The sequence below is a fragment of the Aeromonas sp. SER genome (assembly GCF_038739615.1).
Lineage (GTDB): Bacteria > Pseudomonadota > Gammaproteobacteria > Enterobacterales > Aeromonadaceae > Aeromonas > Aeromonas jandaei.
This window is the reverse complement of record NZ_JBCGFC010000027.1, coordinates 1-25,709: the sequence shown is the minus strand read 5'-3', so window position 1 is coordinate 25,709 and position 25,709 is coordinate 1. Positions and strand designations below refer to the sequence as shown.

Genomic DNA, 25,709 nt, shown 5'->3' with positions numbered 1-25,709 from the left:
GCTGGTCCAGCACGGCGCCAAAGTCGACATCGGGCTGGCTGCTGGCCAGCTCAAGGCGCAGGTTGAACGGCCGGTTCAGCCCCTCGTCCAGCTGGAAACTCGCCACCACGAAGGTGCTCTCGGGCAGTGCCCCCACCTTGACGGTAAATTGCAATCCGGTGCTTTGTGCCATGATCTGCTCCTTATCCTGCCTGTCCGCTGCCGGATCCAATCACGACGCCACCGCAATCAACCGCAGTACCGGTGACGGCGATGGGTTTGCCGTTGACCAGCACCGAGCCGACCCCACCGGCAATGGCGCGGGGATGAGGCGGGTTGTTGGGCTTGTCATGAGGCTCCAGCGGATCGCCCTGACGGGCTACCGGTTTTCCATCGAGGAACACATCGGGACTGGCCGCGCTGACCGGCGAGGGGTGAAAACCGTCGTGGTCGGTGCCAATGTCACCGAGCAGTGCGATAGTCGGGCACATAGTGATTCTCCATATGAGCGGGGATAACGGGTCTGCGCCCTATCCCCACGCCCCTCACACAACAGCAACAGGCTGTAGTGGCAAGCACGGGGCAAAACAGGCTGCGTCGTGGCAGCACAGAGTGTGCCACTCCAAATATTCAATATTTTTTAAATAAAATCAGTGCATTACACACTGACAGCCGATGCGGCAAGCGATTGGGCTGCAAGGTATTGCGCAGAAATGGCAACCTGACTACAAAAGGTTGCCTTTCTGGTATATCTCACTTTTTTATGCGCAATATATTGCGCACAACAACACTATCAGCTGCCAAGTTCGCCCTGCTGCAGCTGATAAAGGCGGATATTGAGCGCTTTCAGATCGCTCTCCAGCCCCTTCAATTCGGCGGCGGTGATGGGCTCCTGCGAAGCCTTCTTCGCCTCCAGCTCGCTCAGACGCAGACTGAACGGCGTCTCCTGCATCAGGTTTTTCTGCACCTCATAAAGCTGGGACTTGAGATAGGAGATGGTCACCGTCTTGCGTTGGCGCTCCAGCTCCTGCAGCTGGTCGATCAGCGCATCGACACCGGCACGGGCATCAAGGTAGGTGGGAATGGTGTTGTTATTGCTCCCCTGCCCCACCAGCGCGTTCTGCCACTGCTTGTCCAGCGCCTTGACCGCCAGCGAGTCGGGATAGAGCATCTGCAACGAGGTGCGCAACCCTTCGCCATAGCGATACCAGTAGAGCGGTGAAGTCTGTTCCAGCCGATCCAGCTGGGCCTGATAGCGCGCCACCAGCTCGCTCTCCATCCCTTGCACCGCCTGCTCCCCCAGCACGATGCGCGCCTGACGGATATCGTCATAGCTGAGCACGCGCGGCAACTCGGCGGCCGGCTGTTGCAGGCGCTGCATAGCAATCACCTTCTCCTGCTGCTGGTGCTGCCAACCCAGCCATGCCATGACCGGCAGAGCGCAGCTGAGCAGGCCACAGCCAAACCAGAACCAGGCCGGACGCTGTTTGCGATGCTGCTCGATCTTGAGCACAGTCGGCTTGACCTGCCCCTTCTCGCGCCCCACCAGAATGCTGCCCTGCGGCAGAGCGGGGGCAACCGATGCCATCGGCGTTCCGTGCTCGTGGTCCATATCCGATTTGAAGAAGACCATCGGCGGGATCTGCATATCCTCCTTGAGACCCGGTTCGTCGGAGACGATGACGATCTCGGTCTCGTCAAAGAGGTGGGTATAGCCCTCGATAAAGTGGATCAGGTTTTCAACCCGGGGAATGCGGCTCAGACCCGCGTTGTGCAGCTTTTCGCTGATAAGCTGCAGCGCCCGCTCGCAGCGGTAGATCAGTCGCTTGTCCTCATGGCTGATCTGGTACTGGCGAATCACGTCGCTGATGCGGGCAATAAACCAGTCCAGCATCTCGATGCGGGCCCGCTCCTGATGTACCGGCGGCCAGAAGCTATCCCACTGGGTGACGATGAGGTTGGCAAGAAACTCGCACCCTTCGGTAAAACCGCTCAGTCCCTGAAGGCGGGAGCGGGCCAGGGTGAAGTAGATGGCGGTCTGCAGATCGACACCATGCTTTTCGAAGATCTGGCTGGCAAGATGGTGGATCAGCGCCCAGTCCACTTCGGGACGTGAGGCGTGACTGAGCTTGTTGATCTCAGCGCGCAGCGCTTCGTACTCAGGCAACATTCTGGGGTCACGCCCCACTTTGAGCGCCTGCTGGCCTTGTTGATTCTGTGACATATCGGCTTCCAACGGATGAAGGGGGCACAGGGTGCCCCCGACCTAATCAATAGAGGGATTCGGGCAATCTGAACTGGCTGAACAGACCGCCGGTGAAGGGGTTCTGGGCGCTGTCGGTATAGACCCGATAGGTCATGGCCCCCTGATCCACCGGGAAACGCACATCGAAGGTGGCGTCACTCACCTGGGTCAGCTCGCCTTTGTCCATCAGGCGGAACATGGCCCAGGGCCCGACGAAGCCTTCGCTGCGCGGCGAGCGCTCGCGAGCAGCCGGCACCAGCGTGATCTTGCTCTCGGCTCCGTCACGCATGGTGTTGGGCCACACCAGCGGCACCTTGGTGCGACGACCGTGAGCATACTCCAGCAACTGGCCATCCAGATTCAGCACGCTGCGCCGCTTGTTGGCGGTGAGCTCTATGGGCTCGAGGGCAAACTGCACCTCCAGATTGCCTTGCGGGCTGAAGAAGATCTGGCGGATGCGCGCCGCGCGATCCAGCTGCTTGACCAGCTCGGCCTGAATGGGTGAGCTCAGTTCACCCTCCATCAACCCGCCCTCTACCATCGGCTTGAGGTTGACCTGATAGAAGCTGTCCAGCGTGCCGCCCGGGGCAAAGAAGCGCTCCATCTCGGAGAGCGGCACATCCTTGGCAGAGCTCGGGTTGAACGGATAGCGATCCGCCAGCTGGCTGTTGAACGGGGTCAGCACCTTCTCCTGCCACTCCTGATTGAGGGAGGACATGGCCAAATCGATCACCAGACGGGAGGTCTGCTCGGAGAGCTGGCCAACCCAGCGGTTGAGCGGCTCGGGCAGACCACGGGCATACTGCTCGAGGGCAAATACGGGATCGGCGTACTTGTTGGTCAGGCGCAGTTGCACCGCCTTCAGGGCAGATTGACCCGGCTCGGTCGCGTTGACGATGAGCTCCAGATAGTGCTGCAGATCAACCAGCTTCTGGTTCACCTCGGAGATGAGCGGCCCCTGTTCGCCACGGCCGCTGAGCGCCGCGTTGGTCGTCATAAAGGGACGTCCGATCCGTGCCGTAATGGCCTGACCCGGATCCCCCTCCACATCGGAGATCTTGCGAATGCGGGTGTTGTCATCCAGCGAGGCGAGTACCCGCTGGAACGGCTGATCGTTGCCGGTAATGGCCGAGAGCACATCGAGTGCCTGCTCCGGGCTCTCCAGGGGCTGCACATCCAGATTGGTCAGCAGTTTCTGCCACTGGTTGACGTAGTCGGTGACATAACGATCGTTGACCTGACGGGTGATCTCCTTGCGATCCGCCTCGCTCAACTGACTCAGCTTGCGCTGGCCCAGCACCCAGGCATCCATGGCGGTCAGGTCGAGCAGCGCTTTGTCCTGCTTGAGGAAGAAATCGCTGAAACCGGGCCAGGTCAGCAGGCGCGGCACCTGACCTGCGCTCTCGTTGCGCAGGGTAAACACGGTATCGAAGGTGGGGCCAACCTCGTCACGCACGTTGAGATCCGGCGGCAACACATCGCCCGCCTTCACCACCAGATTCTGGTAGACCCGCTGATACATGGGCAGTTTGCCCAGTTCGCGCTGGGCGCCGTAGACCGGCTCCTTGAAGGGCGCAAAGGCGGTAATGGCGGCCTGATCACGGGCGGCGCGAGCAGCGTGCCAGTCGGTATGATCGAGGGCGTAGTTGAGGTGACCCATCAGCTGCTCCTGCAACGCCCCCTGCCCCGGGAACGCCTTCTGCCAGCGGCTCGCCATATACTGGGCCACCAGCTCCTTGTTGCGACCGGAGGCGTCATCCAGCATCCGCATCACCCGCAGGATGGCGAGCTTCTCCTCGCTACCCGCCGGCGCCCGGTCGAGATCTTCCAGCAGCCCCTGCATCTGGGCCGGCAGGAAACGCTGGCTCAGCAGTTGCAGGTAGGAGCCTTCCACATAGGGGCCGATCTCGTCCCCCTGATAGAGGCCAAGATCGGCCACCACCGGCATCCGCTCACGGTAGTTGCCAAAGGAGAAGGTCGCCTCGCGAATAAGGTTGAGACGCGGCAGCTGGCTCACGCCAAACGCCTCTTCATCGGCCACCTCGTTGGTGGCCATAAAGGCTTGGGCCTTGGTCAGCACGTTGCGACCGGCCTCCTCGTTGACCCGGTAGAAGTAGTGCCAGCCACCGATGAGGGCTGCCGAGAAGAGCGACAAGCAGCTGAGGCCGACGGCCATGCGACGGCGGCGATAGAGGGTATGCAGCCGGTTCTCGCCCGCCAGATGGGCCTCGGGGAAGATGATGGAGGAGAAGAGCTTGCGCACGAAATAGGTGTTGGACTCCCCGCGCAGCGCAGAGTAAATGGGCTCTGGCAGGTTGTAACGGCGAGAGGCCGCCTGGGCAAACGCATCGAACGGCACCCCCTGCTGATAGACGGAGCTGACATAGACACCGCGCACCAGCAGCGGCTTGCTCTCCTCGATGGCCAGGGTCTCGGCAAGCAGCTCGGTCACATACTCCTTGAGGCCCGCCAGTTGGCGAACAAAGGAGAAGAGCGCACTGCGGCGGCTGGCATCCAGCCCGGCCAGCATCAGTGCCGGCAGGTTGCGGTTGAGGTTGTCGACCCACTCGTCCCAGAAGAGGGAGAGGTCATCCTGCCACCCCTTGCCCTGACGCTCATCCGGCTTGAAGGTCACCCCCAGCACCGCCTCGCGGGCCTCTTTGTCGAGCTGCTCATAAACCACGTCAAACCCGCGCAGCAGGTCGAGCTTGGTAAAAGTGACATAGAGCGGCAAGCGGGTATTCATGGTGGCCGACAGCTCCTGCAAACGGGAGCGCATCAGCTGGGCATAGGCCTTGCGTTCGGCCACGCTGGCATGGGATAGCCAGGCCAGATCCACCGTCAGCACCAGTCCGTTGAGGGGCTGGCGACGGCGATGTTCATTGAGCCAGCCGAGCAGGTGCAGCCAGAGCCGCTCGTGCTTGCGCGCCAGCGGCTCCTGCTCGCCATCGGGTTGGGACAGAAGCTCACCAGCGGGATCCAGCATCACCGCCTGCTCTCCCAGCCAGCAATCGACCAGCTGATCCTGCGCCACTTCACGAAGCTCGGTGTCGAGTCTCGGGTTGAGCTTGTTGGCCGGGTTGGCGCGGTGGATCAGGCTGCTCTTGCCGCTGCCGGGCAGACCCAGCACCAGATACCAGGGCATGGCATAGAGTGCCCCCTTGCCCAGATGTTCGCCAAGGGTCGCCAGCCAGCGGTCAAGAAAGAGCGCCTGACGATCGAGGATCCCCTTGACCGGATCCTGCTCCAGTACCAGCTCATGGTTCCGCTCGGCCTTGAGTTGCTGCATCTTGCGCCATACGCGCCAGGAGACAACCCCCAGCAGCAGCCAGAGCCAGAGCAGGGTGAACACCACCCGCCCCCACAGCGGCTCGAAGGGACGAGCGTCGCGGATCTCGATGCGGGGGCCCAGCCACCACACCAGGATCAGGGCGACAACCCAGAGCACCGCACCGAGCAGAGGCCAGGAGGGTTTCAGTTTCGGCAGCTGTTGCTGCAGAAAGGTAAAGATGGTTTTGAACATAAGATTGTGATTCAACTCCGACTCAATGACTCATTTCGACACTCATTGCGCCAAGGCGGTCGCATGACGTTCCAGACGGCTCACCAGCCCCGGTTCCCATTGCGACAGTCCCAGACGGGTGGCCTCTTGCCACAAGTGCTGGTAGTGCTGGCGAGCCAGCGAATTCATGCCTTCCTGTTCCAATAACTCCGCCTGCACCAGTTGTGCATGGAAGCGGGCTCTGGGCTCTTTCAGTTGCGCCATCCGCTCATCGAGCAGGGCGAGCGCCGCAGCAACCCCCTGCTCGCCATGGCGCAGCGCCACCTCTTCGGCCAGAGAGCAACCCCCTTGTCCGTCACTGCTCCCCCCCTTGGCTGGTTGCAACCAGCGGCTGCACTCGGCCGACAGAAAGGGGGTGCCGTCGCTGAAGGTGAGCTCCCGCAGCGTCGGCAGACGCTGCAAGAAGATCTCCAACTCCTGCATGATGGCCTGCGCCACCGTGGCAAAGCCGAGCTTCTGCGCCACCATGGCCGAGAGCATGTGCCCCTCGAACCAGTAGGGCGCCAGCGTCAGACTCTGTTCGATCCGCTGCCAGAGCCCCTGATCGGCGGCATTCATCGCTGCGCGATACTCATCCACCATGTCAACCGACATGGGCGCAAGCTGGGTCTTGTTGCCCTGCGCCGTCATGGGAGGTGTCGTGATACCGGCCCAGATAGCGTGGCGACGCAGGCGATAGCCCACTGCGGCCTCCGGCTGACGCTCAATGAGGAGCTCCGCCACCTTGAGCTGGGTCTGGCGCCATGCCCGATCGTTGGAGCTGTCGATCTCCACCGCCGGACGCTGGCTCGCCCCCCCCTGCGCAGCACTCGAGGTAGTGACGGGAATGCCGGACACAGCGGCACCTGGCGCCACGGTCGCGCTGCTTTGCGGCGCGCCAGCCTCATCGGCCTGCGCCTGTGCCACCTGCTGGCGTTGGGCCCGTTTCAGCCCCATCACCAGCGGGTCGAGCAACTCGCCCTTGTCGGGACACAGCGCCAGCCACGCCGCCTCCAGCTGTTCGGCGCGAGCCAGCAAACCGGCCAGCTCCGCCGCCGAGGCGCTCTCCGATACCCGTGGCAATACCCCTTCAAAACGCTTGACGATCTGCACCATCAATCGCTGTTTCTGGGTGACATTGCCGGGCCAGGCGAGCGACCAGTAGTCGCGGATCCAGCACTCCAGCAGCAGGATTGCCGTCCCCATGGGGGTCGCCTTGGCCGGATGCTGCAGGCAGCGCAGCAACTGGGCTAGCACCCGCATATCTTTGGTTTTGCTCTCCAGCAGCACGAGGCACGCCTCGGCTACCGCATTGAGATCGACCTGGCTGTGGGCCAGCGAGCCCAGCTTGACCAGCTCGGTCTCGACATAATCCCAGCGCGGCTCGTCAGCAGGCACGGCCCCCTTCACCAGTTCGGTAGAGAGAGGGGTCAGCAGGCGGCCACACCAGGGATGTTGATAACTCATTGCGCCCCCTTACCAGCGACACTGCTGGCGCACGGGCTGCAGTGCCTCTTTGAGACCGCTGAGATCCACCCGCAGGATGGCGCCATTGTCGGCCTGTACCTGCAGTTCACGAGCCCCGATCCAGCGCTTGAGCTCCTCGATGGCGGGCAAACCGCGGCCATACTCGAGCAGCAGCCCCTGATCCCGGACAAACCAGCTCTGCGACTGGCGACTTGGCTCACCATCCAGCGCTATCTGCACCCGCTCCCCTACCCAGGGGTTATCGAGCCGCAGCCGGATATGGGTGATGCTGTTGACGCAACCGATGGCCAAAGTGGCACCACGCAGGGCAGGACGGGTCAGGGTGACGCTGCCGCCCGCTTCATCCAGCAGTGGCAGAAAAGGGGGGCTGTCAGGCTGACGCCCCTGCTCCTGGGTCAGGATCGCCTGCCAGGCAGGGGAGCGGGAGACCGCCCCCTCTTCACTCCCGGCCGTCCCCTTTCCAATGGCGTCATAACAGGCCAGGCGCACCAAGGGCGACGGTTCGCGCCGGCACGCCTGCAATTGGGCCAACTCCGGGGATGGCTGCGCCGCACTGCTGGCCAGCAGCAGCGGCACCAATGCGAGCAGACTCATCAGCTCACCTCCAGTTTCTGGCACTTGTGATCCAGGGTGCGCTTGGGAATATTGAGGCTCTCCGCCACCAGCATCCGGTTGCCCTGGAAGTAGCGCAGGCGCGCCTCGATCACCGAGGCTTCGTACTGCTGCATGGCGCGGCGCAGATCGCGGATGTGGTTGTAGTCATCCAGTGCGCCGGGCAGCTCGACGCAGACCCGCTCGCGCAGCTCTGGCGGCAGAGCCTCCAGCCCCACCTCCTCACCATGACTGGTATGGGCGCAAGCGACCTCCAGCAGGTTGCGCAGCTCGCGCACATTGCCCGGGAAGTCATAGGTCTGCAGCTGCTTCAAAAACTTGCGCTGCAACCCTGCCAGCGCCTTGCCATCCTGAGCGGCAAACTGGGCCATGAAGTGCTGGCAGAGCAGCGGCACATCTTCCATATGTTCGCGCAACGGGGCGATCAGCAGCAGGCACTGGCAAAGGCGGTGGTAGAGGTCGGCGCGGAACTGCCCCTCCTCCACATGGCGAGTGAGCGGCTGATGGGTGGCGGCGATGAGACGAAAGTCAGACTGACGCTCCTGCTCGGCGCCAAGTGGCCGGTAGCTGCGGGTTTCCAGTACCCTGAGCAGCTTGGCCTGCATGGCGGCAGGCATGTCACCCACTTCATCCAGAAAGAGGGTGCCGCCATTGGCCTGTTCGACCAGCCCGCTCTTGTTGCTGAGCGCGCCGGAGAAGGCCCCCTTCTGATAACCAAACAGCTCGCTCTCGATGAGGTTCTCCGGAATGGCGGCACAGTTGATGGCCACAAAGGGCTTGTGAGCCCGATCGGAGCACTGGTGTACCAGCCGCGCGACCACCTCCTTGCCACTGCCGGTCTCCCCCTGAATGAGGACGGTCAGCTTGTGGCGCCCCGCCTGAGCGATCTGCTCGCGCAGACCGCAGATCACCGCCGACTGGCCGATCAACTGCTCGCCCAGCAGCTTCTCGTGCTGGCGCAGACGATCCTCTTCACCTTTTATCTGGCGCAGAGAGTCGCGCAGCACACTCTGATCCCGGCGGCTACGCCCCAGATCGCGAATAAGGGTGAGCTGGTTGCAAAAGACCTGCGCCAGACTGGCAAGCTCGGGCCCCTCGGCCCACTCCTGCAACACCTCGCCCCGATCGAGCAGGGCCAGCACGGCAAACGGCTTGCCCTTGCCATCCATCAACGGGAACGCATGCAACCCGCACTGCTGGCCCAGATTGGCCAGCAGTGCGCGAAAACCGGCGTGCTCGATGCGGGCACCGCCATAGAGGGAGTCCCAGGTGCGGGACTGCGCCTTGTGCAGCACATAGGCGAGCGGATGGGAGAAGTCATCCACCGCCAGCCCCAGCGCCACTTCCTGCCCCTTGACCCAGCCTTTGCATTCGAGCTGGCGACCGCTCACATCCAGCATGCCAAGCAGGATCCCTTTTGGCTGAAAGCTGGCATGGAGGGTCGAGCTCCACCAGTGGCAAAGGTGGGCTTCGTCGCGCTGCTCGGTGAGCGCGAGGGCGAATGCGAGGGCTTGTTCCATGGTCAGCCCTCCACCTCGGCCACGAACTGGTGATCGACCACAGAGAAGCGAACCCGGTTGATGGGCTCACCGGCCGAGAGACGCTGCAGCAGTTGCAGGGAGACCGGCGGCAACAGGGCTCCATCGATAACCGATTCGAGCATGCGCGCACCGTTCTCGCTGCGGTTGGCCCGCAGCAGGATCTCTTCGGCCACCTCGCCATCGAGCTCCACCTCGGCGCCAAAGCGCTCCTTGAGCAGCTTGACCAGCCGGTTGAGCTTGCCACCCACGATCTGCACCAGGGTGTCGTGACCCAGCGGCAGATAGGGGATCACCTCCATCCGCGCCAGCAGGGCCGGTTTGAAGAAGGCGGCGAGCTCCGGATAGAGGGCATCCAGCAGCACGTCGGGCTGCTCGGCGTGCTCGACGATGGTCCGGAAACCGAGGTTGGAGGTGAGGAAGAAGACGACGTTCTTGCAGTCGATGATCCGCCCTTCCCCATCCGCCAGCTCGCCCTTGTCGAACGCCTGATAGAAGAGGTTGAGCACATCCGGGTGCGCTTTTTCCACCTCATCCAGCAGCACCACCGAGTAGGGTTTCTGGCGAATGGCTTCGGTCAGCACGCCACCCTCGCCAAAGCCGACATAGCCGGGAGGCGAGCCGATCAGACGGGAAACCGTGTGTTTCTCCTGATACTCGGACATGTTGATGGTGGTCAGATACTGGCGGCCGCCGAACATCAGCTCGGCAATCTGCAGCACGGTTTCGGTCTTGCCAACCCCGCTCGGGCCCACCAGCAGGAAGGCCCCCAGCGGACGGCCGGGACGACGCAGATCGGCGCGCGCAGTCAGCAGGTGCTTGTGCAGGTGGGCCACCGCCACATCCTGCCCCTTGATAAGATCGCCAAGGTACTCGGGCAAACGGGTCACCACATCGAGCTCCCCCTGGGAGATGCGATTGAGCGGCACTCCGGTCCACTCGGCGATGACGGCGGCAATCTGGGTTTTGTCGACATGAGCGGAGACCAGCACCTCTCCCTGCTGCAGGTCGGCCAGCTCGCTCTCGAGGGTGGCCAGCTGCTCGGCAGCCGCTTGCGGATCGAGCGGGGCATCGGCGAGATCCAGTGCCTCTCTGGCCAACATCTCATCCTGCTGATCGGCCAGGAGAGCGGCACGCAGCTCGATAATCCGGTGAACCAGACCCTGCTGCTGCTGCCAGCGGGACTCCTGCTCCGCCAGCGATTCGCGGCAACTCAGCTGCTCATCTTGCAGCTCGGCGAGGCGTTCTTCGTTGTCACCCAACCCGATCAGGCGCTGGCGCTCCAGCTGGCGGATCTCCAGCTCGCGCTGGCGCAGTTCGTTTTGCAGATGGCTGACGGCGCGCGGCGGCGTGGTGAGGTTGATGGCAACCCGGGCACAGGCGGTATCGAGCACGTCGATCGCCTTGTCCGGCAACTGACGGCCGGAGATGTAGCGGGCAGAGAGCTGGGCCGCAGCTTGCAGTGCCTCCTCGTCGATCAGTACCCCGTGAGCCTTCTCGTAGATGCTGCGCAGACCGCGCAGGATCACCGTGGCCTCATCGGCATTGGGTTCGCTCACCTTGACCAGCTGGAAGCGACGGGAGAGCGCCGCATCCTTCTCGACATACTTCTTGTACTCGCTCCAGGTGGTGGCGGCGATGGTACGCAGCTCGCCACGGGCCAGTGCCGGCTTGATCAGGTTGGAGACATCCATGCCGCCGGCCTGGTTGCCGGCCCCGATCAGGGTGTGTGCCTCGTCGATAAAAAGGATGACCGGGCGCACCGACTCCTTGACCTCCTGCATCACCCCCTTGAAGCGCTTCTCGAACTCCCCCTTGACCGAGGCGCCCGCCTGCATGGCACCGAGATCCAGCGTCATCAGCTCGACCCCGCGCAGCTTCTCGGGCACCTGACCCGCCACGATGCGCAGGGCCAGCCCCTCGATCAGGGCGCTTTTACCGACGCCCGCCTCGCCCACCACGATGGGGTTGTTTTTGCGGCGACGGGAGAGGATGTCGATCATCAGATCGATCTCGTGATCCCGGCAGAGTACGGGATCAAGCGAACCCTGACGGGCCTGCTCGGTCACATTGACGGTAAAGCGGGCCAGCAGAGTGGCGTCGGTCGGCAGTGCTGCCGGTGCCGTGCTGCCATTGGCCGGATTGGTCACTGGCGTCTCGGCAGACTCCTTGACCCACTCGTCGAACTGCTGGCGCAGCAGCTCACGATTGACGTTGGCCAGCAAACGGGTCACCGAGCCCGGCAGGTAACGCTGCGGGGTCATCAACAGCACCAGCAGCATGACGCCGCTGCGCAGCTGGGCATGCTGCATCTCGGCGGAGGCGAGCAGCCAGCTGTCTTGCAGCCACTCGACCAGCAGCGGCGAGAAGGAGGGATAACCCTGGCCATAGCCGTTGTCGGCAGTGGACGGTTGCAGCAGGGTTTTGAGCTCCTCCACTTCCACGTCGGCGCGTTTGAAGATAATACGGACATCGCTGAGCGGCGTATCCAGCATCTTGAGCAGCAGATGTTCGATGCGGATCTCGGCTCCCTGATGGTTGACACAGAGGGCCGCGGCCTCCTCCAGCATGTGACGGCAGATAGGGTTGAGTCTTTCCACCAGTACTGGCAGTTCTATACGGATCAAGGCGTGCTCTCCTTAGTACTTATTTTAATAATTCGCCCAGTTGACGCAGTACGTCCTGGGTCTGGTTATTGAGTTGGTGGTGATAGAGGCCAAAGATGATGGCCAGGATCAGCGCCCCTCCCATGAACAGGGTGCGCAGGGAGACCTGCTTGCGCAGCTGGTAGCGGGCCGCCTGCCGACCGAGGTCGAGGTGAAACACGCTGGGCGCCTCGCCGCTGCTCTCGGGGGCGAGCTGTTTGTGCAGCTGGCGGACGATGCGCTCGAACTCTTCGCGCCCCTGGCTCATCACCTTGTAACGCCCCTCGAAACCGAGGCAGAGGCAGAGATAGATGAACTCAAGAATGTCGCGGTAGCGCTCCGGATCCTCCTGCAGGCGGGCCAGCAGGACGAATACCTTCTCGCCGCCCCAGGTCTCGTTGTGGAAACGGGTCAACAGCGAATGTTCCGACCACTCGCTCTGGCTGCCCCAGTCGCGGCCCATCACGGCCTCATCGATGAAGGTGCAGAGGATGTAGCGAAACGAGAGGACGACCCCGTTCTCGTAACCCTGAGCCATCAACTCCTGCTCGATGGCCTGGATCTCGGTCACCACCTGCTGATAGAGCTCGGGTACCCGATCGTAACGTGACAGCAGGCGCACCCGCTGCACCAGCCCCAGCAGGGGGGTCACCGCATCGATCATCGGGTTGATGCTCTGGCCACGCAGGCGGAACCAGTAGTCCGAATCCATGTCCAGCTGCTCGGCATGATCGAACAGCAGATCGCTGAGTTGCTCGTTCTTGATAATGTCCGTGGTCATCTCTGCATGTTTCCTTGGTGCGATCACTGGCTACGAATGGCCCAGAGCTGCATGTCGAGCTCGGGGAAATCGCCGGCGATATGGAAGGCGAGCGTGTTGCCCACAGCCAGCATCTGCCAGGCCGGGCTCTGACGGTCAAGCTGGAAGTAGCTGTAACCGGCGTGGTAGGGCAGCTGGCGCGGCGCCACCGGCAGCGGCAGCAGCGGAATCCCCGGCAGTTGCAGGCTGATGAGCTCGCGGATCTTGTCGCTGGAGGCCACCTTGGTCTGCTGTAGCAGCTGTTTGCGCAGCTGCTCCTGCGGCATGCGGGCACGCACTGCCAGCACGAAGTCGGCGCTCTGCATCAGCTCGCTCTCGCTTACCATGGCCACCATGATGCCGTACTGGTGTTTGCGCAGCTGGATGGAGACGGCACGCGGCGACAGCACGGTACTGAGTGCCTGACGCAGGGCCAGCATCACCGGTTCGAAGCTCACCTGCTGGTCGTCGTGACGATAGGCGGGGAACTCGGGCGGCAGGCGGGACTCGTCGGTAAAGGTCATCAGCTCGCCGCACAGCTGCACCAGCGCCTCATGCAACCGCTCGGGGTGCAGGGTACCAAGGCGCGCCAGATGGGAGAGCTGAGGTTGGGCGCGGTTGAGCAGCTGCAGCATCATGAACTCGGCCACATCGGCAACCCCCTGCTGACCCGGCGCCGCGATGCGCTGGGAGAGGCTGCGAGCCCGCTCGGCCACAAGGCCAGCCGACTCGCCGAGGAAACGCTTGAGGGTCGGGATGGCGGAGACGCTGATGCTGCAGGGCATGAAGTTGGGATCCAGCACCAGACCGCCGTCCGGACGTTTGTCCAGGATGCGGGCAATGGCTAGGGAGGCGTAGGCACTGCGATCCTCCCGCTCCAGCATCAGGCGCAGGCTGACCCGCCCCACCTCGAGGGAGACCACATCCCCCCCTTCGCTGTGCAGGTCGCGCACATCGTGGCGATGGGCCTGCAGTCGGGTAGCGACCTGACCGCCCTGCCCCACCTCGTTGACCCCGCTCACCGAGAGCGGCAGCGCCAGATAGACCTTCTGGTTGGCGACCGAAGCGTCGGTGATCTCCAGCGGAGTCGGCAGCATATCGTCGTTCGGAATGTTGAACACGGTGCCGTCCGGCAGGATGCCGGTGGCCCCCACCAGCGCAATGCGGCCAAAGCCGAGATAATCCTCATTGATGGCGAGCGACTGCAAGCCATAGAAGTAGTCGCTGAGCGCGCTCAGGCGAGCGTGCAGCGCGTAATCCGAATGTCTCTGTTGTTGCTGGAAGTGCTGGGGCTTGATAAAGAGCCCTTCACGCCAGATAACCCGATTTCGACTCGACATGGTTATTCTTCTTCTTTTTGTAGTTCCACTTCATCCAGGCGCAGGTGCACCAGGATTTGATAGGCCATTCCCTTGCTCTTGATCTTGATGACCTTGCGCCACTCGGCGCTGTCCGGGTCGGCGTAACGTGCAATCACGCCGATGTAACGGGTCTTCTCGTCGAGCTTGACGGGGGGCAGGTATTTGAACTGGCCGGGTAGCAGGGTGTACTCCTGATGATCGAGGTAGTTCTTGCCAAGGGCCTTCTCCACATCCGCCGTCACCTGGTCGTAGTCGGTCGCGAGCAGCTTGGAATCTTCCGCCAGCAGCACCACCTGAAACTCGATAGGTGCTGCCTCCCCGCTCTCGTTGGGGTTGACATCAGGCTCGGCGACCAGACTCAGCCCGAGGGTAGAGGGCTGATCATTGTTGCTCCCCACCTGGATATCCGGGTTCATGGCGACGTCAGCCATCTTGCCCATGGTGGTACAACCGGCGAGGGTCAGCAGAGCCGCCCCCAGCATCAGCGCACGTATCATCAAATCAGTCCCTGTTGCTGACGCACGGCCTGGTCATAGGCCTGGGCGTAAACCTGATGGAACAGCTTGTCGAACCCCTGCTGGCGGGCAGAGGTGAGCTCGCGGTAGTAGTGCTGGTACATGTTCCAGGCCCACCCTTCATCAGCCATGCCCGGCGCGCCGCTGCGGCGGTATTGCTCAAACCGACCGAGCAGGGCTTCCGGCGAGAAGGCCTGCAGGATGCTGTCAAGCGCCGCACTGATGGCCTGCTGGTTTGCCACGTGGTGAATGCGCACGTTTTGCAGGCTCTCGGCCACTGCGGCCGGCGCGCTCAGGTGCACCGGGCTCTTCTGCTCGGCAAACAGCACCGCCAGGGTCTCGTCATAACCAAGGCCAAGGCGCAGCGGATTATCCTCAATCGGACGCAAGTGCTTGTCGGCCAGCGCCGCCTGATCGTTTTGCAGCTGGAGCAGCCCCTCCACCATGGCCCGCATGGTCTTGCCCATTTCTTCAAGCATGTCGTGTGCCTGACGGGTATCTTCCAGTTGCAGGTTTTGACCCAGACCGCGCATCAGCGGCGTCAGGGCAACGTGATCGACTCCCTCTTGCGGCATGAAATCGGGATGGTTCTCGATGGTGGGCATATCCAGAAATTCTTGGTTCATGGTGTTCTCGACAGCAGAAAAAGGGGCAAGGGAGAGGGAGTCCATCTCCGGTTGAGGGTGCAGCTCGGCCTGCATGCGGCTCTCGGCCAGCGGATTGATGGCGCGCTCCTGTTGCAGGGCCAGCAAGGGGTCGACAGCGAGATGGCGCGGATCCGCCACACCGGCTGTTGGCTCCTCGCCCGCCAGCCACTCGTCAAGCTGCTCGGCCGGATGGGTTCCCAGCACCTGATGCAGGCTCTGCTCCGGCGTAATGGCCCCCAGATAGGCGCGCAGGCGGAACGGGCCGACGATGAGCTCATCCCCCTGCTCCAGATGCACCTTGCGGGCCCGTCCGATGGGCGAGGTGGCGCCATTGATGTAGGTCTGGCCGCTCAGATCGCACAGGCAGAAACGACCGTCGTTGAGCTCGACCCGGGCGTGGGCGGGCAGCACGGCCCCCAGCCGATCCTTCAGTTGCCAGTCATCCTGCTCGGAAGCACCCAGGGTGCCGCCCATCTCGTCGAAGCGGTACTGCACCTGCTGGCGACCATCGAGCTGCTCGCTGTTGAGCACCACCAGGGAAAGTTGCTGATTAAACTCGTCCACATTCACTCCTGCACACATATGGTCACAAACGGCTCGCTCGGTGGCTGGCCGAGAAAGGTACTCCACCCCAGACGGGCGCTCTGCTCTTCACCGAGTCGCAGCCCCTTCGCCTGCTCCTGACCGAAGCCAAGACGCAGATCCCAGGCCAGCTGATCGCGCAAGATGAAGGAGACAAAGGTCACCAGCGACTGGAAGTGCTCCCCGTTCGGAAGAAATCCGAGAAACTGGCTGAAACTCAGGTTGTTGATCTTCAACAAAAACTTGCCGGCGCAATCATTCACCTTGTCGCCGATGACAAAATCGCCGCCGAGGGTGGCGCAAGCGCCCCCCAGACGGTTTTGTTGATCCGGATGGATCGGCACCTTGCGCCACTGCCATGCACTCACCTCTACCTCGGCCAGATCGAAGCAGTGGGCCACCAGACCGGCCACCACCTCGGGTGAGCGACTGGGGCTCGCCAGCATGCCCGCATAAGAGAGCATCTTGGCCCGGTTGACCGGCAGGCTCTGGCAGACGGCCTCGTTGCCAAGCCCCACCAGCGCAAACATCAGGCGGGAGAAGCCATCCTCACCGTTGTCCTGAAAACGGACGTGGTAGCGATACTTGCGCCAGATCCGGTGCAGCAGGGTCAGCAGACGGTGATGAAAGAAGTCGAGAAAGAGGCCGAGCTTCTGCTCCCCCTGGGCGTACTCCCACGCCAGCGAGTCGAGGTAGTAGCCGGGCATCGGCGACTGGCTGCCATGCAGACCAAGAAAAGCAACCTCAAGCTCGTGGCGCCCCCCCTCATCGCGACCAAACTGCAGCACATCGCTGGTCGGGAAGCCGAGGGAGGCAGTCGCCTTGAAACGGATCTTCTCGTCACCCGGCAGGTAGTCGAGACCACGCTCCTGATCCGCCCCCTCCAGCCGGTTGAGCAGCTCGACCAGCTGGAAGAAGTTGAAGCGCGGCGCCTCCCCTGCGCAGGTCACATCAGGGAGTGCTGACCGATCTGGACTGGCCATTGATAGCGCTCCTTGTTATCGAGATTGACCACCTCAAGCAGATGGAAAGCGTTGACGCTGGCATAGAGCGAGAAGAAGTGGGCCAGCACGGTACTGAAGAGATAAAGCTCCCCTTCGCTGCCAAAGGCGGACTGGCGAATAGAGAGTACCGACTTGAGCCCCCGCACCGGCATGCCGCGTACCAGCCGGTCCACCGGCGTGGTCTCGATCTCCTCGATCCCCGCCAGCCGTTTGCGCGAGGCCTGCTCCGCCTGCTTGTCATGCAGCGCCGGAAAATCGTAGGTGCGCAGCACCTGGACCAGCGCATCGCGCCGCAGCAGAGAGACATAGTTGAGCGACAGGTTGGAAATCAGGGTCCAGTGCAGACTGCCATCGAGAGCCGGACGCAACGGCCGGGTCGGCCGGATCAGGTTGCGGAAGGTGGCAAACGAGGGGGAGCTGCCGGTCGGCACGCAGACGCTGCCGACCTTGAGGCGGGCAGCGCGGGAGCGGTTGGTACAGGTGAGCGTCACCGAGATGGATTCATCCAGATCGTGGGCGATGGTCTCGTCACCGCGCACGAACGAGAGGCTGTGCTCAAAGCCATCGCCGCTCACCGACTCCTTGACCCGCACCCGGTAGTAGAGCGCCAGCCGCTGTTTGGCCCGCTCAATCTGGTGCTGGAAACTTTCAAACGGCTGATAGATGCGCGGGGTGCCGCGCGAGCGGCCCAGATTGCCCTCGACCCACCCCTCGACCTTGTCGACCGAAAAGATTTCGAAGCTGTCGGCATGGCGATAGCTCGCCTTGAGGGGGTATTCCGCCTGACGGCCATTGAGATTGACCGGCTCGCTGTCGTGCTGGAACAGGTTGATGGCTGGCACGCAGTTGAGCATGAAAGAGTCGGGACGGATCTTGAGCTCCGCCGGCAACGGCCGGTCAAAGCAGAAATGGATCTTGAACTCGCTGACCGGCAACGGCTGCTTTGGCCACTCGCCGCCCGAGAGCTCGAAGAAGAGGAAACTTTCCGGAAAGCAGAAGTACTCCTGCAGGATCCGGTAACCGGAATAGACATTGTTCGGATAGGGCAACAGCGCATCATCACGCTCGAAGCCGACCGGTTTCAGTGCCTTGGCCTCCTGACGGAACCGCTTGCCGTCGACCTCCAGCTCGATATGGGAGAGCTGGTTGGAGAGCCAGAAATAGAGTTCATAGGCGGTGTAGCTGTCCCCGCCAAGAAAGAGACGCAGCTTGTCGAGTTGCAGCTCGCTCAGGGGAAGCGGTGCATGCAGGGCGATATCCAGAGAGATGGTGGAAAGATCGTTGCCGCTTTGCGCCGAGATATGCTGGATGTCTGCCGGATAGACCCAGGCATCGTGACAGGTCTGGAAGTGGCAGGTCACCCCATCTTGCGGCAGGCTGTCGAGCTGGCATCCCTGACTCACCAGCGCCGGCTGGGCGATGGCCCCCGGAATGACCGAGAACTGCATGATGGTCATGCTGGGTACGGGACGCAGGTAGTTGGGCCAGAGCATATTGAGCAGACCGTGGGTCAGCTCGGGAAACTCATCCTCAATCTTGGCGCGCAGGTTGCCCGTGAGAAAGGCGAACCCTTCCAGCAGGCGCTCCACGTCCGGATCGCTATTTTGCTCCGACAGAAAGCGGGTGAGTTCGGGATAGGCAGTGGCAAATTCGCGCCCTTGCAGGCGCAAAAAAGCCAGTTCATCCCTGAAGTAATGTTCCAGCGACATTGATCAGACCATGCGGTAGTGACGGTGACTGTCCATATGGACGTTGAACGAGGTAACGTGATCGATATGTTCCAGCCTGACGTGGGCGGTCACCATAAACGACATCTCGAGCGGGCTCGACTGATAGTCGGGTGAACGTACATCCACATGCACGATCCGCGGTTCATACCGACGGATGCATTGCCGGATCGCCTCCCGGATCCGTCCCTTGATATCGGCGCTCCCCTGGGTGGCATCGTTGAGATCGATGACCCCCAGATCGGGCGCGCTGCGGCAGTTGCCGGGACGGGTGTTGAGGATCTGATCGAGTTGCCGTTTTACGGAATCGACCAGCACCTCAACTTCCGAACGGGGGGAGGAGCCATGCCCCTCCCCCCGGATGCGATCAAACAGACTGGCCGTATTTCCTCTATCCCAGGAAGAGAGATACGGCATCGGTCATTATTCCTTGTCCAGTCGACCTACCAGAGAGAGCTCGAAGCTCGCCCCCATGTACTTGAAGTGCGGGCGCACGGCCATGGCGACCTGATACCAGCCCGGCTCGCCTTCCACATCCAGCACCTTGATCTGGGCTGCACGCAGGGGACGACGGCTGCGCACGTCTGCCGGCGGGTTCTCCTGATCGGCAACGTACTGCTTGATCCAGCCGTTCAGCTCGCGCTCCAGATCCTGACGCTCTTTCCAGGAGCCGATCTGCTCGCGCTGCAGCACTTTGATGTAGTGCGCCAGACGGTTGATGATGAACATGTATGGCAGCTGGGTACCCAGCTTGTAGTTGGTCTCCGCCTCTTTGCCCTCTTTGGTGTTGGGGAACACCTTGGGCTTTTGTACCGAGTTGGCAGAGAAGAAGGCGGCGTTGTCGCTGTCCTTGCGCATGGTCAGGGTGATGAAACCCTCTTCGGAGAGCTCGTACTCGCGACGGTCGGTGATGAGCACCTCGGTCGGGATCTTCGCCTGCAGCTGACCCATCGCCTCATAGACGTGCACCGGCAGATCGTGGATGGCACCACCGCTCTGCGGGCCGATGATGTTCGGGCACCAGCGGTACTTGGCGAAGCTGTCGGTCAGGGAAGTACCCATCAGATAGGCAGTGTTGCCCCACAGGTAGTGGTCGTGATCCGAGCTGATATCTTCCTTGTAGTTGAAGCCCTTGATGGGGTTCTCGGTCGGATCGTAGGGCAGACGGGCCAGGAAACGCGGCGCAGTCAGACCCAGATAGCGGGAATCTTCCGATTCACGCAGGGAACGCCATTTGGTGTAGGCCGGTCCTTCGAACACCGATTTCAGATCCTTGATGGAGGGCAGATCGGTGAAGCTGTCAACGCCAAAGAAGGCGGGGGCGACAGAGGAGATGAAGGGGGCGTGGGCCATGGCACCGACGGCACTGACATACTGCATCAGCTTGATGTCAGGCGAGCTGTGGGTAAAGGCGTAGTCACCGATCACGGCACCGATCGGCTGACCGCCGAACTGACCGTAGCCGGTTGAATAGACATGCTTGTAGAGACCGGACTGGGTGATCTCGGGCGAGAACTCGAAATCTTCCAGCAGCTCTTCCTTGGTAGCGTGCAGCACCTGGATCTTGATGTTCTCGCGAAAATCGGTGCGATCCACCAAGAGCTTCAGGGAGCGCCAGGAGGACTCCATCTCCTGCAGCTCTTTGGCGTGCAGGATGACGTCCATCTGCTTGCTCAGCTTCTTGTCGAGCTCGACAATCATGCTGTCAACCAGCGCCTTGTTGACCGGCTCTGCAGTGGAACCGCTATCCAGAATATTGGCGATCAGGGCTGCAACGCCCTGCTTGGCAACGCTGTAACCCTCATCCACCGGCGTGATGCGAGCCTGCGCCATGATTTCGTCCAGCAGGGAGGACGAGGAGGCGACGGCTGCCCCCGCTTGAACCTGTTCTTCGACCAAAGACATGTTTTTTCCTTTCTCGTTCAGTCAATCCAACCCGGCGATCACTCGGCAGGCTTAATCAAATCCAGCTCCTTGAGCAGCTGCTCGCGGGCTTCATCACTGGACAGCAGATCCTGCAGGCGGTTGCGGAAGGCAGGGATATTCCCCAGCGGCCCTTTCAGGGCAACCAGTGCTTCGCGCAGTTCCAGCAGTTTGCGCAGCTCGGGAACCTGCTGGGCAACGCTGTCCGGGGTGAAATCCTCCAGAGACTGGATCTTGATCGAAACCGGCATCTCGTCCTGGCTGTTCTCTTCCAGGCGATTGGGAACGGAAAACTTCAGTTCCAGCGCGGATTCTTTCATGACTGAAGAGAAATTATTCTTGTCGATGGAGACGGTCTGGCGCTCCTCGATAGGGGTTTCTTCGGTACGCCCTTTCATATTACCAACCACCATCATGGTCAGCGGAAGTTCTATTTCCGCCTGTTGACCACCGGTTGCCGGTACATATTTGATATTGATACGCTCTTTGGGCGCAACAGTGGCGCCGTCAATTCCTTTTCCCATGCTCTAAATACCAAGTTAAGGGCCAACAAGGCCACAAAGCTTATAGTCAACGCTTTATCCGGCAACTGTAAAAAATGACAGTTGACGGTACCATCGCTATTTTCGGTGGCAATAACATCGACCAAGGATGCGTTTTCGATATATCTCAAGCAATTGCTCTAATAATCAAAAACACAATATCCATCTTGTTATCTATACAACCCGATACGCCTCAACTCTTTGTTTGAGGTCATTTTGGCTTAAGAGCCATTTGCGCCGCATGGTATATGTCCATATATTGTCAAGTCAATGATTCATTTCTAACGGCCAAGCAAGAAACAAATTCAAATGAAAATATAAACAAACAAAATCAACACCTTATACTCAACCGCTTGTATGTTCATTGCACGCATTTATTACGATAAGAAAATAAAAATCGTCACCAAAAACGACCCGTCGCAATAGCCTGACTTGCAATCACAAATTTCAAAAAAATGGCAAAAAAAAGAGGTGAGCGACACCTTCTGTCGTCCACCTCTTCAAGAAAATCAGCGTATCTTGCTCACATCATCCCGCACAATCAATGAGCAGAAATCAGCGTTCAGACAATCAATGAGAGTACACCAAGGCTGCTCACTGATAATTAAATTCATAAACACCATTATCAGGAAGAGTGGGATACGCCAACTCCCCCATCAACATATTGCTTATCAACTGTCCAGTTGTTTACCTTTGGCAAGACGATCAAACCAGTGCTGCGCCAATTTTTGACCAGCGCTTTTCTCCTTTTCGGTCATCTCTTTTTCCAGTTCATTTCTCGCCTGGGTTGCCTCCTTGTTACCGTCGGTGGCAGCCAGCAAATACCATGCATAAGCATGCAGTCTGTTGCGTGGGGCACCCAGTCCCTGATCCCGCATCATCCCCATGCGATATTGCGCCTCCCGATGTCCGGCATTGGCCGCAAGCCGGTACTGTTTCAGGGCGAGACCATAATCCTCCTTGCCCCCCTGACCGAGACGCAGCATCTCGCCATAGGCGTATTGAGCATCGAGCTCTCCCTGTTTGCTGGCCAGCGCGAACCCCTCACGAGCCAACTCCAGCTCCCCCCGCTCTTGCTGCAAAGTGGCCAGCTCGACCTGTGCCTTGCTGATCCCCCCTTGCGCCGCCAGCGACAACCAGTGCTCCCGCGACGATGCATCGCTCTGCTGCAGGCTAAGCTGGTACTCCGCTTCATGAGCGCCGTTACCTGCCGCCAACTCCAGCCAGTAGCGTCCCAGTGCCGGATCGGCTGTGACCTGTTCCCCCGCCAGATAGGCCATGCCAAGCCAGAGCTGGGCTGGTGCAGAACCGGCATTGGCGGCGCGTTGATAGGCCTCGAATGCCGTTCTGGGGCTTGCCTCGGTGGCAAGGACATAGAGAGCATCTGGGTGCTGCTGGGCTGCCGCCTTCTCGAACCAGCGCATGGCAATATCGGGACGTTTGACCACCCCCTTTCCCTGTTGATAACGCAGCGCAAGCTGATACTGGGCATCGCGGTTGCCTTGCTCGGCTGATTTTTCCAACCACTCGATGGCATCCTGATCGGCACCCGGCTGGCTGGCATACCATTCCCCCAGGATCAACTGGGCACCAGCATGATCCTGCCTGGCCGCCCGTTCAAACCAGTCGAGACAGTCACTTGCCAGCTTGCCCTGATGTTCGCTGCGACAGGCAAGACCCAACTGATAGCTGGCTTCACGATTGCCCAGTCGGGATGCCCGTTGCCACCACTGTTCCGCCAGTTGCGGGCTTTTCGGCTCGCCCAATCCCAGCTGATACCAGTGGCCAACCTGCAGAGCGGCAGCTCCGCGAACCTTGTTATCGGCAGCCAGAGGGCCACTCTGACCTGCAGCCTGCTGCATCCAGTGCATGGCTTGCGGATAGTCCGGCTGTGCCGCCAGCCGTTTGGCGAGTTCATACTGCGCCTTGCCATTGCCCTGTTTTGCCTCTTTAGCAAGCTCGGCATCACTCACAGACGAGTTTGTCGTGGCACAACCGGCGAGCAGAGCGACCGCCAGCACGCACCATAAATTTTTTTTATTCATTTTGCTTTTTTGCATAAGTAAAAATAACGAACGAAGGGCGCCGGGCAATGACGATATGAAATCATCACCACCCGAAACACCCGTAAATGAGAAGATGGATGCCGCGCAGCATCAGCACCTCTAACGAGGTTCCGGCACGACGGCTTTGGGTAACAGAGGTGCCTGGGTCGAACACCCGGAGCCAGAGCCGGCAGCACCGCCCGAGTTCATCTTGATGGTAGGACCAACCAGGGTGACCCCGCCCCCATCGACCTTGATAAAGCAGCCTCCGACCTTGACGCTGATCTCTGACCCAGCCTCCAGCACCACCTTGGCACCGGCCTTGACGTGCATCTCCTGCCCCGCCTGAGCAAGCCAGCTTTGCCCCAGCTTCTGATGCATGGAGGTATCCACCGTCAGCGAATAGTCCGCCTTGATCTGGTCACGCTTCTCACCCTCCACCGTCAGGTGGTCATTGGCCTTGATGCGGGTCACCCGTTCGTTGTCGATGTCGGTGTGTTGGTCATGCTTGATATGCCACGCTGCATCGTTTTCGATAAGCACATTCAGGTCTTTCTGACCGTGGATGTAAATCTCTTCCTGCCCCGCCTGGTCTTCAAAACGCAGCTCGTTAAAGCCCTCGCCCTTGTGGGTTTCGGTGCGCAGCACGGTGCGGGTCTTGTTGGCTGGTAGCTCATACGGCGGCCGGTTGGTGGCGTGGTAGGTGCGCCCCGTCACGATAGGCTGGTCGGGGTCACCTTCCAGAAACGAGACGATGACCTCGTGGCCGATACGGGGGATAGCCATCATACCGTACTGACCACCGGCCCAGCCCTGACTCACTCGCACCCAGCAGGAGCTCTGGTCATTACTTGAGCCGTAGCGGTCCCACGGGAATTGCAGCTTCACCCGGCCATGCTCGTCGCAGTAAATCTCCTCGCCCTCGGGGCCGACTACGATGGCGATTTGCGGGCCATCCACCATCGGCTTGTGGGGCGCCTCGGGGCTGCCGATGCGGGCGCGCCAGGTGGTACTCGCTTTCACCACACCAAATTCGTTGTGGTAGACGGTCGGGCCGCTGCCGCCCTCCTCCTCCAGCGCCTGGGGTTGCTCACCGGTGTGGCGGATATGGACGATTTGCCAGTCGGTGTTGAGACTGCCATTGGGGTGTTCGGTGAGTGAGAAGTGCTGACCCGGCAACAAGGCGGCGCTGTTGGACTTGCCACTGCCCGCCACCGCGTCGTTGCGCAGGGCATCGAGCCGGTGCTGGGCAAACGCCTTGCCGCTCGGGTCCTGCTTGTAGCGGCCCGGGTAGTCGAAGTGCTGGTATGTATCCCGTTGATGGTCGAGCTCTGCGCCCTGCTTTTTGTGGGAGAGGCCATAGGCCGGGGTCTTGAAGCTGTAGTCCTTGAGCTCCACATCCGAGGGGCGCACCGCCTCGCGGTAGTGGAACTGGCGCACATAGGGGCCCTGCTCCAGTGAACGGTTGCCGAGGTTGAAGAAGAGCTCGGGGCCAGCGGTCAGGGCTGCCGCGTCGTCGGCAAAGACGATGCGGTGTTTGCCCTGCTCGAATTCGTGGAAGTAGAACAAGCCCTCTTCGGCTGCGAGACGATTCACGAAATCGAGGTCGGTCTCGCGATACTGGACGCAGTATTCGCGCTGGGCATGCTCATTCTTCAGCGCAAAGGCGTAGTCGGTGATGCCGTGCTCTTGCAGCAGGATACTGAGGATTTCGTCAGGCTTCTGCGCCTGGAAGATACGGGCGTTTTGGCGCAACCCCAACCGCCACAGAGCCGGTTTGACCTCAAGGCTATAGCGGGTGCGGCGAAAGCCGCTGTCCCCTTGGGCAAACTCACTCACTACCCCGCATACCCTACGCTGCAGCTCGCCGTTGTACCACACCATCAGCTCACACGGCTGGTCCAGCACGGCGCCAAAGTCGACATCGGGCTGGCTACTTGCCAGCTCAAGGCGCAGGTTGAACGGCCGGTTCAGCCCCTCGTCCAGCTGGAAACTCGCCACCACGAAGGTGCTCTCGGGCAGTGCCCCTACCTTGACGGTAAATTGCAATCCGGTTTGATTAGCCATGGCTCTCCCCTCTTGTCACGGCCACGCGATGTCTGCGCCCCTCTTCAAAACCCCAACCGCCAAACCACGCTACCGCCCTCTCCGGTGCCACAAAGGGCAACCAAGATAGCGGCGAACACGGGTTACGGGCGGATTGGGTCTGCATCACAGGACACCCTTTAGTGCTTTGCCATCCCCCCGCATCAATCGAATGCGCAGCAGAGGGATGGCAAAACAGAAAAGCTCCGGCTACCTGAGGGTGCCGGAGAAATACGGGCTAAGAGGGCCGGTTTGGCAACCGGCCCATAAGACACATAACTACTTGCAAGGAATACCAAAGTTTCAAAACGAGGATTAGGCCTCGATGGGCGCACGCCAGTCGTCCGCACCGGAAGTACCGGCAACGGTGTGTTCCCAGTCAATCTTGCGGTAAGCCATGGAGACCTGGATAAGCTGGGTGAAGTCAGACT

17 protein-coding genes and 2 pseudogenes are annotated in these 25,709 nt (G+C 61.0%); all 19 read right to left on the bottom strand.

The annotated features are described in order from the left end of the window. Window positions 1–182 precede the first annotated feature (182 nt). Window positions 183–470, bottom strand: coding sequence for a type VI secretion system PAAR protein (locus tag AAHA41_RS22210; RefSeq protein ID WP_033114654.1), 288 nt, complete (start codon window positions 468–470; stop codon window positions 183–185). A 302-nt stretch (window positions 471–772) separates the two neighbouring features. Further along, window positions 773–2,203, bottom strand: coding sequence for a VasL domain-containing protein (locus tag AAHA41_RS22205; RefSeq protein WP_071914355.1), 1,431 nt, complete (start codon window positions 2,201–2,203; stop codon window positions 773–775). A 46-nt stretch (window positions 2,204–2,249) separates the two neighbouring features. Further along, window positions 2,250–5,747 (bottom strand): type VI secretion system membrane subunit TssM, encoded by a 3,498-nt coding sequence (gene tssM / locus AAHA41_RS22200; protein ID WP_041210852.1) that lies wholly within the window; start codon window positions 5,745–5,747, stop codon window positions 2,250–2,252. A gap of 42 nt (window positions 5,748–5,789) precedes the next feature. Next, complete coding sequence (tssA, locus tag AAHA41_RS22195; RefSeq protein WP_323068989.1) at window positions 5,790–7,232, bottom strand: type VI secretion system protein TssA; 1,443 nt, start codon at window positions 7,230–7,232, stop codon at window positions 5,790–5,792. Window positions 7,233–7,241: 9 nt separating this feature from the next. Then, window positions 7,242–7,847: a type VI secretion system-associated protein VasI gene (vasI, locus tag AAHA41_RS22190; RefSeq protein WP_323068991.1), complete on the bottom strand. Its 606-nt coding sequence runs from the start codon at window positions 7,845–7,847 to the stop codon at window positions 7,242–7,244. Further along, on the bottom strand, window positions 7,847–9,385 hold the full coding sequence (locus AAHA41_RS22185) for a sigma-54 dependent transcriptional regulator (RefSeq protein ID WP_041210855.1): 1,539 nt from the start codon (window positions 9,383–9,385) through the stop codon (window positions 7,847–7,849). The genes vasI and AAHA41_RS22185 overlap by 1 nt, the downstream gene beginning before the upstream one ends. A 2-nt stretch (window positions 9,386–9,387) precedes the next feature. Then, on the bottom strand, window positions 9,388–12,030 hold the full coding sequence (gene tssH, locus AAHA41_RS22180; protein ID WP_323068992.1) for a type VI secretion system ATPase TssH: 2,643 nt from the start codon (window positions 12,028–12,030) through the stop codon (window positions 9,388–9,390). 19 nt (window positions 12,031–12,049) lie between these two features. Further along, on the bottom strand, window positions 12,050–12,829 hold the full coding sequence (gene icmH, locus AAHA41_RS22175; protein WP_033114647.1) for a type IVB secretion system protein IcmH/DotU: 780 nt from the start codon (window positions 12,827–12,829) through the stop codon (window positions 12,050–12,052). Between the two features lie 23 nt (window positions 12,830–12,852). Beyond that, complete coding sequence (gene tssK / locus AAHA41_RS22170; RefSeq protein WP_041210857.1) at window positions 12,853–14,187, bottom strand: type VI secretion system baseplate subunit TssK; 1,335 nt, start codon at window positions 14,185–14,187, stop codon at window positions 12,853–12,855. 2 nt (window positions 14,188–14,189) lie between these two features. After that, entirely contained in the window at window positions 14,190–14,705 is a 516-nt protein-coding gene (gene tssJ, locus AAHA41_RS22165) for a type VI secretion system lipoprotein TssJ (RefSeq protein ID WP_041210858.1), read from the bottom strand. Then, a complete protein-coding gene (gene tagH / locus AAHA41_RS22160) occupies window positions 14,705–15,934 on the bottom strand; it encodes a type VI secretion system-associated FHA domain protein TagH (RefSeq protein ID WP_201910777.1) in 1,230 nt (409 codons plus the stop codon). The genes tssJ and tagH overlap by 1 nt, the downstream gene beginning before the upstream one ends. 2 nt (window positions 15,935–15,936) lie before the next feature. Then, window positions 15,937–16,935 carry a type VI secretion system baseplate subunit TssG gene (gene tssG / locus AAHA41_RS22155; protein ID WP_124243532.1) on the bottom strand — a complete coding sequence of 333 codons (999 nt, stop codon included), beginning with the start codon at window positions 16,933–16,935 and terminating at the stop codon, window positions 15,937–15,939. Further along, entirely contained in the window at window positions 16,899–18,665 is a 1,767-nt protein-coding gene (tssF, locus tag AAHA41_RS22150) for a type VI secretion system baseplate subunit TssF (protein WP_201910776.1), read from the bottom strand. The genes tssG and tssF overlap by 37 nt, the downstream gene beginning before the upstream one ends. 3 nt (window positions 18,666–18,668) lie before the next feature. Beyond that, a complete protein-coding gene (gene tssE, locus AAHA41_RS22145) occupies window positions 18,669–19,100 on the bottom strand; it encodes a type VI secretion system baseplate subunit TssE (RefSeq protein ID WP_041210862.1) in 432 nt (143 codons plus the stop codon). A 6-nt stretch (window positions 19,101–19,106) separates the two neighbouring features. Further along, window positions 19,107–20,588: a type VI secretion system contractile sheath large subunit gene (gene tssC, locus AAHA41_RS22140; protein WP_033114641.1), complete on the bottom strand. Its 1,482-nt coding sequence runs from the start codon at window positions 20,586–20,588 to the stop codon at window positions 19,107–19,109. A 38-nt stretch (window positions 20,589–20,626) separates the two neighbouring features. Beyond that, window positions 20,627–21,130: a type VI secretion system contractile sheath small subunit gene (tssB, locus tag AAHA41_RS22135; protein ID WP_033114640.1), complete on the bottom strand. Its 504-nt coding sequence runs from the start codon at window positions 21,128–21,130 to the stop codon at window positions 20,627–20,629. A gap of 689 nt (window positions 21,131–21,819) precedes the next feature. Beyond that, complete coding sequence (locus tag AAHA41_RS22130; protein WP_071914368.1) at window positions 21,820–23,193, bottom strand: SEL1-like repeat protein; 1,374 nt, start codon at window positions 23,191–23,193, stop codon at window positions 21,820–21,822. Between the two features lie 174 nt (window positions 23,194–23,367). Then, window positions 23,368–25,260: pseudogene (locus AAHA41_RS22125) on the bottom strand (type VI secretion system tip protein VgrG); the annotation flags it as partial. A 333-nt stretch (window positions 25,261–25,593) separates the two neighbouring features. After that, a pseudogene (locus tag AAHA41_RS22120) lies at window positions 25,594–25,709 on the bottom strand (type VI secretion system tube protein Hcp); the annotation flags it as partial.